This is a genomic window from Sphaerisporangium rufum (assembly GCF_016863395.1).
Classification (GTDB): domain Bacteria; phylum Actinomycetota; class Actinomycetes; order Streptosporangiales; family Streptosporangiaceae; genus Sphaerisporangium; species Sphaerisporangium rufum.
The window spans coordinates 33094-46693 of sequence record NZ_BOOU01000054.1 but is presented as its reverse complement, the minus strand read 5'-3'; the positions used below and the strand labels follow the sequence as shown (position 1 = coordinate 46693).

13 protein-coding genes are annotated in these 13600 nt (G+C 71.6%); 6 read left to right on the top strand and 7 right to left on the bottom strand.

What is annotated here, in order from left to right:
• Positions 1-166: 166 nt before the first annotated feature.
• The gene (locus Sru01_RS19905) at positions 167-436 is read right to left on the bottom strand and encodes a hypothetical protein (RefSeq protein ID WP_203988699.1); all 270 of its coding nucleotides are present in this window, start codon (positions 434-436) and stop codon (positions 167-169) included.
• A 291-nt stretch (positions 437-727) separates the two neighbouring features.
• Here Sru01_RS19905 and Sru01_RS19900 point away from each other — a divergent pair, with 291 nt between their 5' ends.
• The 3 genes from Sru01_RS19900 (at position 728) to Sru01_RS19890 (ending at position 5017) form a co-directional block, all read left to right on the top strand.
• Positions 728-2326 carry a helix-turn-helix domain-containing protein gene (locus Sru01_RS19900; RefSeq protein WP_507763318.1) on the top strand — a complete coding sequence of 533 codons (1599 nt, stop codon included), beginning with the start codon at positions 728-730 and terminating at the stop codon, positions 2324-2326.
• Positions 2323-2820, top strand: coding sequence for a GNAT family N-acetyltransferase (locus Sru01_RS19895; protein ID WP_203988697.1), 498 nt, complete (start codon positions 2323-2325; stop codon positions 2818-2820). The genes Sru01_RS19900 and Sru01_RS19895 overlap by 4 nt, the downstream gene beginning before the upstream one ends.
• Before the next feature lie 235 nt (positions 2821-3055).
• Positions 3056-5017 (top strand): tetratricopeptide repeat protein, encoded by a 1962-nt coding sequence (locus Sru01_RS19890; RefSeq protein WP_203988695.1) that lies wholly within the window; start codon positions 3056-3058, stop codon positions 5015-5017.
• 4 nt (positions 5018-5021) lie between these two features.
• Here Sru01_RS19890 and Sru01_RS19885 read toward each other — a convergent pair whose 3' ends face one another.
• Positions 5022-5483 (bottom strand): hypothetical protein, encoded by a 462-nt coding sequence (locus Sru01_RS19885; RefSeq protein WP_203988687.1) that lies wholly within the window; start codon positions 5481-5483, stop codon positions 5022-5024.
• Between the two features lie 77 nt (positions 5484-5560).
• Positions 5561-5722: a hypothetical protein gene (locus Sru01_RS19880; RefSeq protein ID WP_203988685.1), complete on the bottom strand. Its 162-nt coding sequence runs from the start codon at positions 5720-5722 to the stop codon at positions 5561-5563.
• Positions 5723-5908: 186 nt separating this feature from the next.
• Here Sru01_RS19880 and purU point away from each other — a divergent pair, with 186 nt between their 5' ends.
• Positions 5909-6757: a formyltetrahydrofolate deformylase gene (gene purU / locus Sru01_RS19875; protein WP_239137578.1), complete on the top strand. Its 849-nt coding sequence runs from the start codon at positions 5909-5911 to the stop codon at positions 6755-6757.
• A gap of 30 nt (positions 6758-6787) precedes the next feature.
• On the opposite strand, the gene Sru01_RS19870 is transcribed toward purU, so the two are convergent.
• Positions 6788-8860: a prolyl oligopeptidase family serine peptidase gene (locus Sru01_RS19870; RefSeq protein WP_203988670.1), complete on the bottom strand. Its 2073-nt coding sequence runs from the start codon at positions 8858-8860 to the stop codon at positions 6788-6790.
• A gap of 365 nt (positions 8861-9225) precedes the next feature.
• Between Sru01_RS19870 and Sru01_RS19865 the strand changes: the two genes are divergently transcribed.
• Together Sru01_RS19865 and Sru01_RS19860 are read left to right on the top strand one after the other, a co-directional pair.
• The gene (locus Sru01_RS19865; protein ID WP_203988669.1) at positions 9226-9735 is read left to right on the top strand and encodes an HNH endonuclease; all 510 of its coding nucleotides are present in this window, start codon (positions 9226-9228) and stop codon (positions 9733-9735) included.
• Positions 9736-9785: 50 nt separating this feature from the next.
• Positions 9786-9998, top strand: a complete 213-nt coding sequence (locus Sru01_RS19860) for an FmdB family zinc ribbon protein (protein ID WP_203988668.1) — start codon at positions 9786-9788, stop codon at positions 9996-9998.
• Positions 9999-10026: 28 nt separating this feature from the next.
• Here Sru01_RS19860 and Sru01_RS19855 read toward each other — a convergent pair whose 3' ends face one another.
• The 3 genes from Sru01_RS19855 to Sru01_RS19845 all read right to left on the bottom strand — a co-directional run bounded on the left by Sru01_RS19855 (position 10027) and on the right by Sru01_RS19845 (position 13399).
• Positions 10027-10503, bottom strand: a complete 477-nt coding sequence (locus tag Sru01_RS19855) for a helix-turn-helix transcriptional regulator (protein WP_203988666.1) — start codon at positions 10501-10503, stop codon at positions 10027-10029.
• A gap of 140 nt (positions 10504-10643) precedes the next feature.
• A complete protein-coding gene (gene ilvD / locus Sru01_RS19850; RefSeq protein WP_203988663.1) occupies positions 10644-12482 on the bottom strand; it encodes a dihydroxy-acid dehydratase in 1839 nt (612 codons plus the stop codon).
• A gap of 212 nt (positions 12483-12694) precedes the next feature.
• The gene (locus Sru01_RS19845; RefSeq protein ID WP_239137577.1) at positions 12695-13399 is read right to left on the bottom strand and encodes a nuclease-related domain-containing protein; all 705 of its coding nucleotides are present in this window, start codon (positions 13397-13399) and stop codon (positions 12695-12697) included.
• Positions 13400-13600: the final 201 nt, after the last annotated feature.

The following is a 13600-nucleotide window of genomic DNA, read 5'->3' as shown; positions in this document are numbered from 1 at the left end:
GGGTGAGAGCCCGCGCCGGCCGGCTTGCGGAGCCGGCGGGATGCCCAGCGCCCGGGCGCCGTGTCACCACGGCGCCGGGCGCTCCGCACCGGGCACCCCGCCGACCCCGAAGAGCCGCGGTGAACGCGCGGACACGGTGACTGCGCTGCACCGGGTCCGCGCGGTGTCACTCGTTCACCGCGGCCAGCACTCGGGCGACCTTCGTCGCCGCGCCCGCCGGATCGTCGGCCTGATGCATGCGCTCGCCCCAAGACCACCAGTAGTAGGCGGCGGGGGCCTGCGGCCGGCACGTGACGTTCTCGGCGAGGCTGGTGGCGTTCGGGTTGATGACCCGGACGAACGCCCGTCCGGACTGGGTGTGGACCACTCGGGCCAGAAGCCCCCGAGCGTCGAGCTCGTCGGCCAGTCGTTCCAGATGCTGGGAGCCGTCGTCCACTTCGCGTCTTCCTCCTGTCGTCCGATCCGGCGGCCGGGGGGATGGCGGTCGATCGGTGCCGGTGCGCCAAATCTGACTCACCGCCGCCGACCTGGTCAACGAAGGCCACGAGTGCTCCGGGATAGGCATTCTTTCAAGCGGGTTGAAATAACGTCCCCGGCGGGGGACGATCCTATGCCAGCGGCTTGTCGTTAAGTTTCACACCTTCTGACATCTGGTCCATCATTCTCGTCAGGCGCAGCGGGTCCCGGACACGAAGTTGCGTCGGCGCAGGTGGGACCGGTCGGGTCGATGCGGCCGCATGCGCGGCGACCGCAGAAAGGGGCCGGTATGTCCGGCAGACAGCATAAGGAAACGGAGTTAGCCCGGCGTACCCGGGCGCGCGGCCTGGCGATTGGTCATACAGCGGCCAGAATCGCCGAAGAGATTTTCGACGAGTGTGGTCCGCATTTTGGGACAACTCGCATTAAATCTCATCGCCTGGCGCACGGCATCGCTCTCGCGGATGTCGTCGAGCAGGTCAGGGCGCTGTTCGAGCGGGACGGCAAGCCGGTGCCCGGCATCGGCGAGACGTTGCTGAGCGCCTACGAGAGCGGGCTGAAGCGTCCTGGGCCTGAGTACCTCCATTACCTGTGCTCCGTCTACCGGGTCGAGCCGGTCGCCCTCGGCTACGAGGGCCCGTGCATCTGTGGCCATGGCCACCGCATGCCGGGCGTCGTGCGGGGCGACCTCCACGAGGGCAAGCCCGACGCGTCCTCCGACTCACGCGAGCTCTGGGTGCAGCAGCCCGACGACGCCGTGGGCGGAGGTGAGGAGGAAGAGAACGTGTTACGCAGGACGCTGCTGGCGATGATCGACGGAACCGCGATGAAGCTGGACCCGCCGGTGCTGAACGCCGCGGAGAGCATCCGCCGGCGCATGGACCAGACACTGGTCTCCACCACCGTCTCGCCGGCCATGCTGGACCACTGGGAGGAGGCGGCGGCCTCGTTCGGCCGGCAGTACATGAACACCCCCCCGTTGCGCCAACTGTGCGACGTGCTGCTGGAGTTCAGCACCGTGCGCCAGGCGATGGAGCAGCACCAGCCGATCGACTTGCAGGAGCGCCTGTGCGCGCTGGCCGCGCGGCTGGCCGGGCTGGCCGGCATCATCATGATCGACCTGGGCGACCAGCGGCTCGCCCGGTCGTTCTTCCGCACCTCGCGGACCGCCGCCGACGAGACCGGCGACCGGGCGCTGCGCGCCTGGGTCACCGCCCGCGAGGCGCTGGTCCCGCTGTTCCTCGGCGACCCGCGCGAGGCGCTCAACCTCGCCAAGAAGAGCCGCGACCTGGCCGGGCAGACCCCGTGCGCGGCCAAGGCCATGGCGCCGGTGGTCGAGGCGCGGGCCCTTTCCATGCTGGCCAACGCGGGCGGGAAGAAGGACGTCGTGGACCAGGCCAAGCGGGCCCTGGCCCGGGCCAGGGCGGCGTTCGCGCAGATGAGCCCGGCGCAGCAGGAGGACACGGTGTTCGGCTACACCGAGCGCCAGCTCTACTTCCACCAGGGGGACACCCTGGCCCGGCTCGGCCAGACCCTGGAAGCAGACCTGATCTTGGAGCAGGCGCTGGAGAAGTACGACGGCGACCTGCTGGACCAGACCCTCATCCGGCTGGACCGCGCGCAGTGCCGGCTGCTGGAGGGCGACGGCGAGGAGGCGCTGAAGCAGGCCCGGCACGCCATCGACCTGGTCGGCGACGACTTCCGCAGCGACATCATCCTGCGCCGCGCGCTGGACCTGGCCAACACCATCCAGCTCAGGTGCGGAGACCTGCCGGGTCTCGCCGAGTTCATCCAGAAGCTGGTCTCGCCGGCTCCGGTTCGGATCGTCACGCCGACGGCGGAGGCATGACCCTCCGGCTCAGGCGGTATCGCTGGTCCGACCAGCAGGTGGTCTGGGAGCTGCACCGCACGTGCCTGGCCCAGGTCGGCATCATCGCCGGCGACGGCGTCTACTACGAGGACGACATCCCGCACATCAACCGGCTGTACCTGGCCGACCGGGGGGAGTTCCTGGTCGGTGAGGTGGCCGGCTCCGGCGTGGTGGCGATGGGCGGGCTGCGGCGGGTGGACGACGAGACGGCCGAGCTGTGCCGGCTGCGGGTCCATCCGGACTTCCAGCGGCGCGGGTTCGGCCGGCTGGTGCTGGAGGCGCTGGAGGAGTCCGCGGGCCGGCTCGGCTACCGGACGCTGCGCGGGGACACCACCTTGGGCCAGGGCGCGGCGCTGGAGCTCTACCGCCGGGCCGGCTGGCGCGAGGTGCGCCGGGAGGACCGTGGCGGGCTCGTCGTCGTTTACGGCGAGAAGGTACTGGCTCCGGCGTCTTCCCGGCACCTGACTATTTAGTGGGGGTTATCTGGCCAGAAAGGCCACGGTGAATGCTTGCGCATTATGGATTTGTCCGAATAATAGGGTCGGTGTACTTCAAGATCTGAGGAGGCCACCCGCCAATGAAGAAGATCACCGTCCGCAAACCCGGCGTCGCACGCCTGTCCGGTTCGGCCAGCGCGATCCACAAGGGCTGATCATCGAACCCCGGCACCTCTGGGTGTACGGCGGATGCGCCCGGGATCGTCGCGGCGTGCTCGCCTCGCTCGACCCGGGCCGCCGGTCCGCACCCGTCTTCGACGCGCACCGCCGGCTACGCGGACCGTACACCTTCGGCGGTGCCCTGCTCCAGGCCCTGGTACCGGCCACCCTGGAGCATGCGCCCGGCGTGGTGGCCGAGCACGACATCGAGATCCGCGCGGCGGCACCCGGCCTTCGGGACCAGGTGCCGCCCCGGCGCGAGCCCCTCTACACCCGGCTCCCCGACGAGGAGCGGATCCTGGTGCCGGCGCCGCGCCGTACCCTGCGGATCGCCAACGGGATCGCCGAGTTCGTCCGTGACTGCGGGACCGCACCGCGCGCCGTCGTGGTGGAGAACGTCGATCAGGCGGACGAGACGGACCGGGAACTTCTGGCCACCCTTATCCGGCGTTTCTCGCCGGCGGATCTGACAATTGTCGTGTGCTCCGGCAAGGAGCCATGGGACGAATTCCGCGGCCAATTGATAGCGGCCGAATCCGCTTTTGTGGCGGAACCGGAAAACCTCGGCGCGCTGTTCGTCGCCGCCGACGGCACGCTGGACGATCCCCGAGCTCTCGCCCGATACCGGGAACTGCCACCGGCCGAGCGGGCACGGCTGCACGACCGGCGCGCCGACGAGCTGGCCGCGACCGGTGACCCCGCCTGGACGCTCGGCGCCATCCCCTACCATCGCGAGCACGGCGGCGACCCGGCCGGGGCCGGGGTGGCGGCGCTGTGGGCCGCGCTCGACCACTGCATGCAGGAAGGATTCCTGGACGCCGCCGCCGACCTCGGCCGGCGCGGGCTGCGGCTCGCCACCCCCGGCGGCCGGCGATGGTGGAACCTCAGCCAGGGGACCGCGACCGCCCTGGCCGGACTCGGCCACCGCCGGCAGGCCCGCGAGGTGCTGGACGACGCCCGCCGTACCAGCCTGGACCCGGAGGTGCACTCGGCGTCCGCCTACGCCACCGCCATGCTGGACGCCCGCGACCCGGACCGGGCGCGCCGCGACCTCGGCCGGGCCCAGGGGTGGATCAACGAGGCCATCGCCATCTCCACCTTGCTGCCCGATCCGGCGGTACGCGCCTTCAAGCTCGGGTTCGACCTGAACGGCAAGGCGCTCATCGAGATGCGGGAGGGGCACCTGGACCAGGCGCTCACCCTGGTCGAATCGGCGATCAAGCTGGCCGAGACCGACCTGCCGCCCGGCCGCCACCTGGTGCACCGGATGATCCTGCGCGCCAACCGCGCCCAACTGCTCGGGATGCTGGGGCATCCCGGCGAGGCGCTCGCCGAGATGGACGCGGCGGTCGCGATGGACCCGGTCTACCCCGATCAGCACCTGGACCGCGGCAACCTGCTGCTCCAACTCGGCCGGATCCAGGACGCGCTGGCCGACTACGACACCGCCATCCGGCTGAGCCCGCCGCTGCCCGAGGCACACTACAACCGGGCCCAGTTGCTGCTGGCGACCGGCGACCGCGAGGCGGCCCGCGCCGACCTGGACCGGGTGCTGGAGCTCGATCCCGAGTACCTGGACGCGTACATAAACCGGGCCGGACTGCTGGCCGAACTCGGCCGGCCCGAGCAGGCGCGGGCCGACGTGCTGGCCGGGCTGGCCCTGGACCCCGGCAACGCGTACCTGTGCTGCGTGCTCGGCCAGCTCGAGACCGCCGCCGGACGGTTCGCCGCGGCGCGGGCGGCCTTCGACGACGCCCTGACCGCGGCGCCCGCGCTGGTGCCGGCCTGGGCCGGCCGGGCGGCCCTGCGGTACGAGACCGGTGACCTGGACGGGGCCGTCGCCGACCTGACCCGGGCGATCGCAGTGGACCAGGACGCCGCGCTCTACTACAACCGGGCGGTCGCGCTGCGCGACCTCGGCCGGCCGGCCGAGGCCCTGGCCGATCTCCGCCGGGCCCGCGACCTCGACCCTGACGACCCCGACATCCGCCGGGAGCTGGACGCCCGGCGGTGACCGGCTACCCGTCCTCCGGCCGGTCGCGGCCCTCGCCCGGCTCGCCGGGTCCGTCGTCCGGGGGCTCGGCGGGGGACAGGGCGTCCGGCCAGTTGTTGGCCGCCACGATCCGCCAGAACTCGCCGGGCCGGTCGGCGACCTGCCGGAGGCGCTGCCGTTCCAGCTCGGCGGCGATCGCGCGCTGCTCCGGATACGCCGCTTTCATCGCGTCCAGCCAGGTCACCGGATCGACACCCGCCCGCCGGGCCGAGCGGACGGCCATGTCGGCGTACTGCTCGGGGGTGGCGTTGAACGTCCAGCCGGTGCGCTCACCCAGTTCATCGTCGGTGAGCTCGCCACGCTGCCAGGCCATCGCCTCGGCCAGATGCTCGGCCACGAAGACGGCGTTGACATAGCCTGGGAGCATCGCGGCCAGGGCGACCGCGGCGCGCTTCTCCTCCGGTGACAGCCGGTCCCACGCAAGCACCCGTGTGCACTCCTCTCGGCTCGTCCGGGCGCCACTGTACTTTCCTTTTCGCGTGCTGTCCGATGCCCTGGGCGTCTTCAGTCGGCGGCCACCAGGTCGGCCAGGTCCAGATCCGCCGACAGTTCCGCCACGCTCGCGTAGTAGGCGACGTACTCGCGGCCCCGGCGTACCCGTAGCCAGGGCCGGTCGCCGAGGATGAGCGCCTCGAGCGTGAATCCCCTGCTGTCCACCCATTTCACGTGATAGAGGCTACGGAGGCCAAGGTCAACCGGCCGTAAGCGCCGATGCCCGATCAGGTCTTCCCCGAATCCGGCCGCCGGGCCGGGACCCGGCGCGCCGAAGGTGTCCAACCCGTGGAAGAGGCGTTCCCGAAAACCCCTGGAGGGGTAATCTGCCTGAGGCGCGAGCGAAGGGATGAGAGTCGGTTGAGCTCCGAATACGTGCTGACCCTGTCCTGTCCTGACCGGCCGGGCGTGGTCGCGGCGGTCTCCGGCATGCTGGCCACCAGGAAGTGCAACATCACCGAGAGCCAGCAGTTCGGCGACCCGGTGGCCGGCCGGTTCTTCATGCGCGTGCAGTTCACCTCCGGCCTGCCGGAGGACGAGCTGCGTTCGGCCTGCACCGCGCTGGTCCCGGAGCTGTCCATGGAGTTCCAGCTGCACGACCTCGGTGTACGCCCCCGGGTGCTGGTGATGGTCAGCAAGCTCGGCCACTGCCTGAACGACCTGCTGTACCGGGTGCGCTCCGGCCTGCTGGACATCGAGATCGTCGCGGTGGTGTCCAACCATCCCGACCTGCGGCCGCTCACCCAGTCCTACGGCATCGACTACCACCATCTGCCGGTGACCGCCGAGACCAGGCAGCGCCAGGAGGCGGAGGTCCTCACCCTGGTGGCGCACTACCGGGCCGAGATGGTGGTGCTGGCCCGCTACATGCAGGTGCTGTCGGAGGACCTGTGCGGCAAGCTGGCCGGCAAGGTGATCAACATCCACCACTCGTTCCTGCCGTCGTTCAAGGGCGCCAAGCCCTACCACCAGGCGTACTCGCGCGGTGTGAAGCTCATCGGCGCCACCGCGCACTACGTCACCGCCGACCTGGACGAGGGGCCGATCATCGAGCAGGAGGTCGCCCGGGTGAACCACACCCACTCCCCGGAGGACCTGGCCGCCATGGGCCGCGACCTGGAGTGCCTGGCGCTCTCCCGGGCGGTGCGCTGGCACGCCGAGCAGCGGGTGCTGCTCGACGGCCACAAGACCATCGTCTTCCCCCGCTAGGCGCCGGCCGGCGGCCGGCGCCTACGGACGTCAGGCGGTCAGCCCGGTGTGCCGGGCGAGGAAGGCCAGCTGGTCGGCCATCAGCTCCACCGAGCGGCTGACCGCCCGGGCGCCGTGCCCGACCTCGCTCTCGTTGCGCAGCAGCACCGGCCGGTCGTCGTCCGCCTGCGCGTGCTGGAGCGCGGCGCACATCTTCCAGGCGTGCAGCGGGTGCACCCGCGTGTCGGAGCCGAAGACCATGAACAGGGTCGCCGGGTAGCGGACGCCCTCCCGCACGTGGTGGTACGGCGAGTAGCCCCACAGCCAGGCGAACTCCTCGGGCACCGCCGCCGAGCCGTACTCGACGTTCCAGGTGGCGCCGAGCCCGAACCGCTCGTAGCGCACCATGTCCAGCAGCGGGGCCGAGCACGCCACCGCCGCGTACAGCTCGGGGCGCTGGGTGAGCGCGGCGCCGACCAGCAGGCCGCCGTTGGATCCGCCGGAGATCGCCAGCTGATCGGCGGTGGTGACGCCGGTGGCGATCAGATGCTCGGCCGCGGCGTGCAGGTCGTCGAAGACGTTCTGCTTGTCACCGAGCATGCCGGCCCGATGCCAGCTCTCCCCCTGCTCGCCGCCGCCGCGCAGCTGGGCGACCGCGTAGGCGCCGCCCGCCTCGACCCAGGTCAGGATGTTGGCCGAGAAACCCGGCGTCAGCGAAACGCCGAAGCCGCCGTAGCCGTAAAGGATGGTGGGCCGCGGTCCGGTCCCGGGCGGGGACACCACGATCATGTGCACCTCGGTGCCGTCGGCCGAGCGGTAGACCATGTGCTCGGTGGTCACCTCCGGCACCTCGACCGCCCCGGGGCTGGCGGCCCACAGCGTGGTCTGGCCGGTGCGGGCGTCGTAGCGCAGCACGCGGGTGGGCGTGGTGTGGTCGGTGTAGCCGAACCACGCCTCGTGGCCGCCCTCGGGCCGCTCGGTGATGCCGCCGATGGTGCCGAGCCCGGGAGTGGGCACCTCGCCGATCTTCTCGCCGCCGGCCAGGTCGTGTACCGAGATCTCGCTGACGGCGTGCCGGGTCCAGCCCACGAGCATCACCGGGCGGTCCAGGTCGTCGAGGATCGCGAAGTCGGCCAGCACCGCCTCGGGGTCTTCGGGGATCAGGTCCCGCCAGTGCTCGTACTCCGGCCGGTCCGGGTCGGTGACGCACACCCGGCCGCGCGGCGCCTCGCGGTCGGTGAAGACGTACATCCGCCCGTCGCGGCCGAACAGCAGCATGGTCTGCGCGTCCACGTCCTGCTGCACGCCGGTCAGGTGCGGTGACTCCGGCGGCGAGGCGGACAGGTCGGCCAGCCACAGGTCGTTGCGCGGCGCGGTGCCGCGGGATGCGGAGATCGACAGCCACCGGCCGTCCCGGGACACCGAGACGCCGTAGTAGTTGGTCTTCTCCAGGCCGGTGCCGAAGACCATGACGTCGTCGCCGACCGGCGCGCCGACCCGGTGCAGGTAGACGCGGCGGTGGAACTGCTCCTCGCCGGCCGGTACTTCGCCGGGCGGCAGCCGGCGCACGTAGTAGAACGCCTCGCCGCCGGGCAGCCAGGCGATGGGGGAGTACCGGCAGCGGTCGATCGGCCCGTCCAGCCGCTCCCCGGTGCCGACGTCGATCACATGCAGCCGGGACTCCTCGTCGCCGCCCACGGAAATCTGGTAGGCCAGCCGGCGCCCCTCCTTGTCGGGCTGCCAGGAGTCGATCGTGGTCAATCCGGAGGGGTCCATCGCCATCGGGTCGAGCAGGACGTGTTCCAGCCCGCCGGCGTCCCGGGTGTAGAGCACGGCGTGTTCCTGCTCAGGGGTGCGGCGCATGAAGAAGCAGCGCTCGCCACGCCAGACCGGCGCGCCGACGGTGCCCGAGCGCACCAGCTCGGCGACCCGGTCGCGGAACGCGTCCCGCCGGGGGGCGGCGGCCATCGCCTTGGCGAAGAGCTCACCCTGTGCCGCCAGCCATTCCTTGGTGGCCGGGTCGTCGGCGTCCTCCAGCCGGCGATACGGGTCGGGCACGGGCGTGCCGTGGTAGTCGTCGACCACGTCGTCGCGGAGGGCCTTCGGATAGGGCAATGGGCTCATGTGAGGAGCCTATGGCACCGGGCCGACCGGCGGCATGGTCACCAACCGGGCCACCCCTGGTCAAGGGGCGGTCACCGCGGATCACCGCACCATGGGGATTTGCCGACAATAGGTTTGCTTAGTGGGGTCAACCGGACATAACTCGGAGGGCAGGGCCTGGACGACACGACCGTTAATTGGGGTGGCGGGAGCGTCGTCCGAGAGGCCACACTTGCTGGAGGGCGGTGCCGCGGAACCCATCCGCTGGGCCGGCCCGCGGAGGTCGATGTGACGGAAGCATCCGAGGCCCAAGACGACGGGCCGCAAGCCGGGATGCGCCAAGGCGCATCCCTGAAGGCGTCCTGCGCGGCGGGAGAGGTCCGCTGATGCGCCAGGTTCTGCTGCTGAACGCCACTTTCGAACCACTCACCACACTCAACCTGCACCGGGCCGTGGTGCTCGTGATCAGGGAGAAGGCCGACGTCGTGCACCGCGACGGCCGGGGCGCGGTCCTGCGTTCCGCCTCGTGCACGATGGAGGTGCCGTCGGTCATCCGGCTGCGGCGCTACATCCGCATCCCGTACCGCTCCCGGATCCCGCTCACCCGGGCCGCGCTCATGCGCCGGGACGACTACCGGTGCGCGTACTGCGGCCAGCGCGCGGAGACGATCGACCACGTGCTGCCCCGCTCCCGCGGCGGGCTGCACACCTGGGAGAACTGCGTCGCCTCGTGCATGCCGTGCAACCACCGCAAGGCCGACCGGCTGCTGGAGGAGATCGGCTGGACGCTGCGGGTGGCCCCCGTGGTGCCCCGCGGGGTGCACTGGCGGCTGATCGGCGCCCAGTCCGACGGTGATCCGCAGTGGGCGCCGTACCTGGCGCTGCAGGCGGCCTGAGCGGTGCCGGGGCGCTCCCGCGCGCCCGCGGCACGGCGTACCCTGCTGTCATGCCGCGTTACGACTATCGATGCCGTGCCTGCGGGCAGACCTTCGAGATCTCCCGGCCCATGTCCGCCGCCGGCGACATCGCCCGCTGCCCCGAAGGCCACGAGGACACCGTGAAACTGCTCTCCACGGTCGCCGTCACCGGCGGCGCCGCCGCGCCCCGCGCCACGGGCGGGGGCGGCGGCGGTTGCTGTGGCGGCGGCTGCTGCGGCTGAGCCGTCGCCGGATGGTCGGCCGCGCGGGTCAGGCCGCCCGGCGGCGCTGGAACGGCAGGTAGCGGTCCGGCCGGTGCGGCCGGGCGGGCACCAGGGTGGGCTCGGCCGCGACGATGCGGTCGAAGCGGAACGCCCGGATGCCGGCCTTGGCGCGGCACCAGCCGACCAGGTACCAGTGGTCGCGGTGCACCAGGCAGGTGACCGGTTCGACGTCCCGCGAGCTGACCCGGCCGGCCGCGTCGCGGTAGTGCAGCCGCACCACCTGGCGGCCGGTCACCGCGCCGGCGATCGTGCGGGCCCGCCGCGCGATCTCCGGCGGCAGCGGCCGGGTCAGGGTGTCGAGCGTGGCGGCGATGACGTCGTCGTCCAACTCCAGGTGGTCGAACACGCTGCGCAGCCCGTGCCGGGCTGCCAGCGCCTGCGGTCCCTCGCCGAGCAGGGCGAGGGACAGGGCGAGAGCGGCGATTTCGGCGGTCGTCAGTGGGGGCGTGGTGACGTTGGCCATACGTCCACGATAGTCTCCGGCACCGACAATTTTCGAACACCAGATCCGGAAACCGCGGACCGTCTGGTAAGGTTTCCGGCCCGCCAAGTGAGATCCGGCTCACCATCCGGCCGGGCGGCGGCCCGGCCGGATGGTGAGGATCAGCGAGACAGCTGGGACAGGTCGCGGGAGGCGCCGGTGGAGGCCGATGTGGTGAGCGCCGCGTACGCCTGCAGCGCCGCGCTGACCGGGCGCCGGCGCTCGCGCGGCCGGTAGCCGCCGAGGTCGGCCAGCAGCCGCTCCCGGCGGGCGCCCAGCTCGGCCTCGGGGACCTTCAGCTCGATGCTGCGGGCCGGGATGTCGATCTCGATCTGATCGCCCGGCTCCACCAGGGCGATCAGGCCGCCGGCCGCCGCCTCGGGCGAGGCGTGCCCGATCGACAGGCCGGAGGTGCCGCCGGAGAACCGCCCGTCGGTGATCAGCGCACAGGCCTTGCCGAGCCCGCGGCCCTTCAGGAAGCTGGTCGGGTAGAGCATCTCCTGCATGCCGGGCCCGCCCTTAGGGCCCTCGTAGCGGATGACCACCACGTCACCCGCGGCGACCCGGCCGCCGAGAATGCCCTCGGAGGCCTCCTCCTGCGACTCGAACACCACGGCCGGCCCGCTGAACCGCCAGATCGACTCGTCCACGCCCGCCGTCTTGACGATGCACCCCTCGGGCGCGATGTTGCCGTACAGCACGGCCAGGCCGCCGTCCCGGGTGTAGGCGTGCTCCAGATCGCGGATGCAGCCCTGCGCGCGGTCCAGGTCCAGCGACTCCCAGCGCGCCTCCTGCGAGTAGGCCCGCACGGTGCGGACGTTGCCGGGGGCCGCGTGCCACAGCTCCAGCGCCTCCGGCGTCACCTCGGGGGAGACCGGGTCCCACGCGCGCAGGTACTCGGTCAGCGACGCGGCGTGGATGCTGTGGGTGTCACGGTGGAGCAGCCCGGCCCGGTCCAGCTCGCCGAGGATGGCCGGGATGCCGCCGGCCCGGTGCACGTCCTCGACGTGGTACTTCGACGTCGCCGGCGCCACCTTGCACAGGCAGGGCACCCGCAGGGACACCTCGTTGATCTCCTTGAGCCCGAAGTCGACACCGGCCTCCCGGGCCGCCGCCAGCAGGTGCAGGATGGTGTTGGTCGAACCGCCCATCGCCACGTCCAGCGCCATGGCGTTCTCGAAGGCGTCCCGGGTGGCGATGTTGCGCGGCAGCACCGAGGCGTCGTCGTCCTCGTAGTAGCGCCGGGTGATGTCGACCACCCGGGTGCCCGCCTCGGTGAACAGCGCCTTGCGGGCCCGGTGGGTGGCCAGGGTGGTGCCGTTGCCGGGCAGCGCGAGGCCGATCGCCTCGGTGAGGCAGTTCATCGAGTTGGCGGTGAACATGCCGCTGCACGACCCGCAGGTCGGGCAGGCGTTCTCCTCCAGCTCCAGCAGCTCGGCGTCCGAAACGCTCTCGTCCGCGGCGGCGATCATCGGGTCGATCAGGTCGAGCTTGCGGCCGGGCGTCTTGCCCGCCTCCATGGGACCGCCGGAGACGAACACCGTCGGGATGTTCAGCCGCAGCGCGGCGAGCAGCATACCCGGGGTGATCTTGTCACAGTTGGAGACGCAGACCAGGGCGTCGGCGCAGTGCGCGTTGACCATGTACTCGACCGCGTCGGCGATCAGCTCCCGCGATGGCAGCGAGTAGAGCATGCCGCCGTGGCCCATCGCGATTCCGTCGTCCACCGCGATGGTGTTGAACTCGCGCGGGATCGCCCCCGCCTCGCGGATGCCGTCCGCCACCACCTCGGCGACCTCGCGCAGGTGCACGTGGCCCGGGACGAACTGGGTGAAGCTGTTGGCCACCGCGATGATCGGCTTGCCGAAGTCACCGCCGGCCACGCCGGTCGCGCGCAGCAGGGCACGCGCCCCCACCATGTTCCTGCCGTGAGTGACCGTGCGAGATCTGAGGGCCGGCATGACCGTTCTCCCATCCGATGACTGGTCGGTCGTCAGTCTTCAAATGGTACGGCCATCGCCCGGCGGGTGAGACATGCCGCTCACCAGATGGACGGCCGCCGGGCACCCGCCCGCGGGGACCATGGGCGGGGGCCCGCCCGCCAGAGCGGGGTCCTTCGAGGCTCCCGGGGGCAGTGGAAGGGAACGGGAGACCCCGAAGGACCGATCGATGGTCAGCCTTCCGGGTAACGCGGCAGCAGGACCTCCGCCGCAGCCGCGTAGATGTCCTGGATCTCCTCCTCGGTCAGCGAGCGCTCCCGGTTGGTGATCCACTTGCGGACCCGGCTGCCGTCGAAGACGTCCACCTCGCGGATGTTGAGGATCTTCCAGGGGATCGCCGGGCCGTAGATGGCCAGCGACGGCACCACGGTGACCTCGCGCCCCAGCGCCTCGGTGATCAGCTCGCTCGCCCGGGAGGCCTCCCAGCGAGCCTCGTCCAGGCGCGGCTTCTGGTTGAAGGGGCCATGGAAGAGCTTGCGATGGGACTGCACCCGCACCGGCAGCCGCTTGTCCCACTTCTCGGAGTCGACGGCGTACACGCCGGTCGGGCCGACGATGAGGTGGTCGATCTGCGCGTCGCTGTCAGGGATCGCCCGCGCGTGCAGCGTGAGGTAGCCGTTGCGCTCCAGCTTCTTGAGCTGGGCCTCGGTCCGCCGCTCGGCCGCCGAGGCGCGCCGCCAGGGCGCCACCGAGGATGCGGTCTGGGCGCGGTACACCGTGTCGGCGATCGCGGCCAGGATGGCCGCGGCCACCCCCAGCCGCCAGCTCCACAGGGCCAGGCCCACCACCAGGCCGGCGCCGAGCGCGATCAGCGCGCGCATCCGCAGATGCCGGTACTTCGGCTGCCGGAGCAGGCCGAGCAGGGACACGCGTCCCACGGCTGCGTACCTCGCCTCGGGGGCGGCGGGCCGAGAGCTCGGCGCCGAGGGGCGGTCATCCACCCAGAGGGGTGACGTATTGTGACCGTCGTCAGGGTCTAGGCCGGAATCCACGTAACTCACGGTAGTTGACGCCCAAGAGCATGCCTAGTGTTGGCTAGTTCACATTTTTGTGGCCGTCCGCTGTCGCATCGCCCGGTG

Excerpts from the sequence above, each read along its gene's own strand:
- Sru01_RS19900 (WP_507763318.1), top strand. The coding sequence starts at position 728 with ATGCGGCCGCATGCGCGGCGACCGCAGAAAGGGGCCGGTATGTCCGGC.
- Sru01_RS19895 (WP_203988697.1), top strand. The coding sequence starts at position 2,323 with ATGACCCTCCGGCTCAGGCGGTATCGCTGGTCCGACCAGCAGGTGGTC.
- Sru01_RS19870 (WP_203988670.1), bottom strand. The coding sequence starts at position 8,860 with ATGAGCCCATTGCCCTATCCGAAGGCCCTCCGCGACGACGTGGTCGAC.
- Sru01_RS19865 (WP_203988669.1), top strand. The coding sequence starts at position 9,226 with ATGCGCCAGGTTCTGCTGCTGAACGCCACTTTCGAACCACTCACCACA.
- Sru01_RS19860 (WP_203988668.1), top strand. The coding sequence starts at position 9,786 with ATGCCGCGTTACGACTATCGATGCCGTGCCTGCGGGCAGACCTTCGAG.
- Sru01_RS19855 (WP_203988666.1), bottom strand. The coding sequence starts at position 10,503 with ATGGCCAACGTCACCACGCCCCCACTGACGACCGCCGAAATCGCCGCT.
- ilvD (WP_203988663.1), bottom strand. The coding sequence starts at position 12,482 with ATGCCGGCCCTCAGATCTCGCACGGTCACTCACGGCAGGAACATGGTG.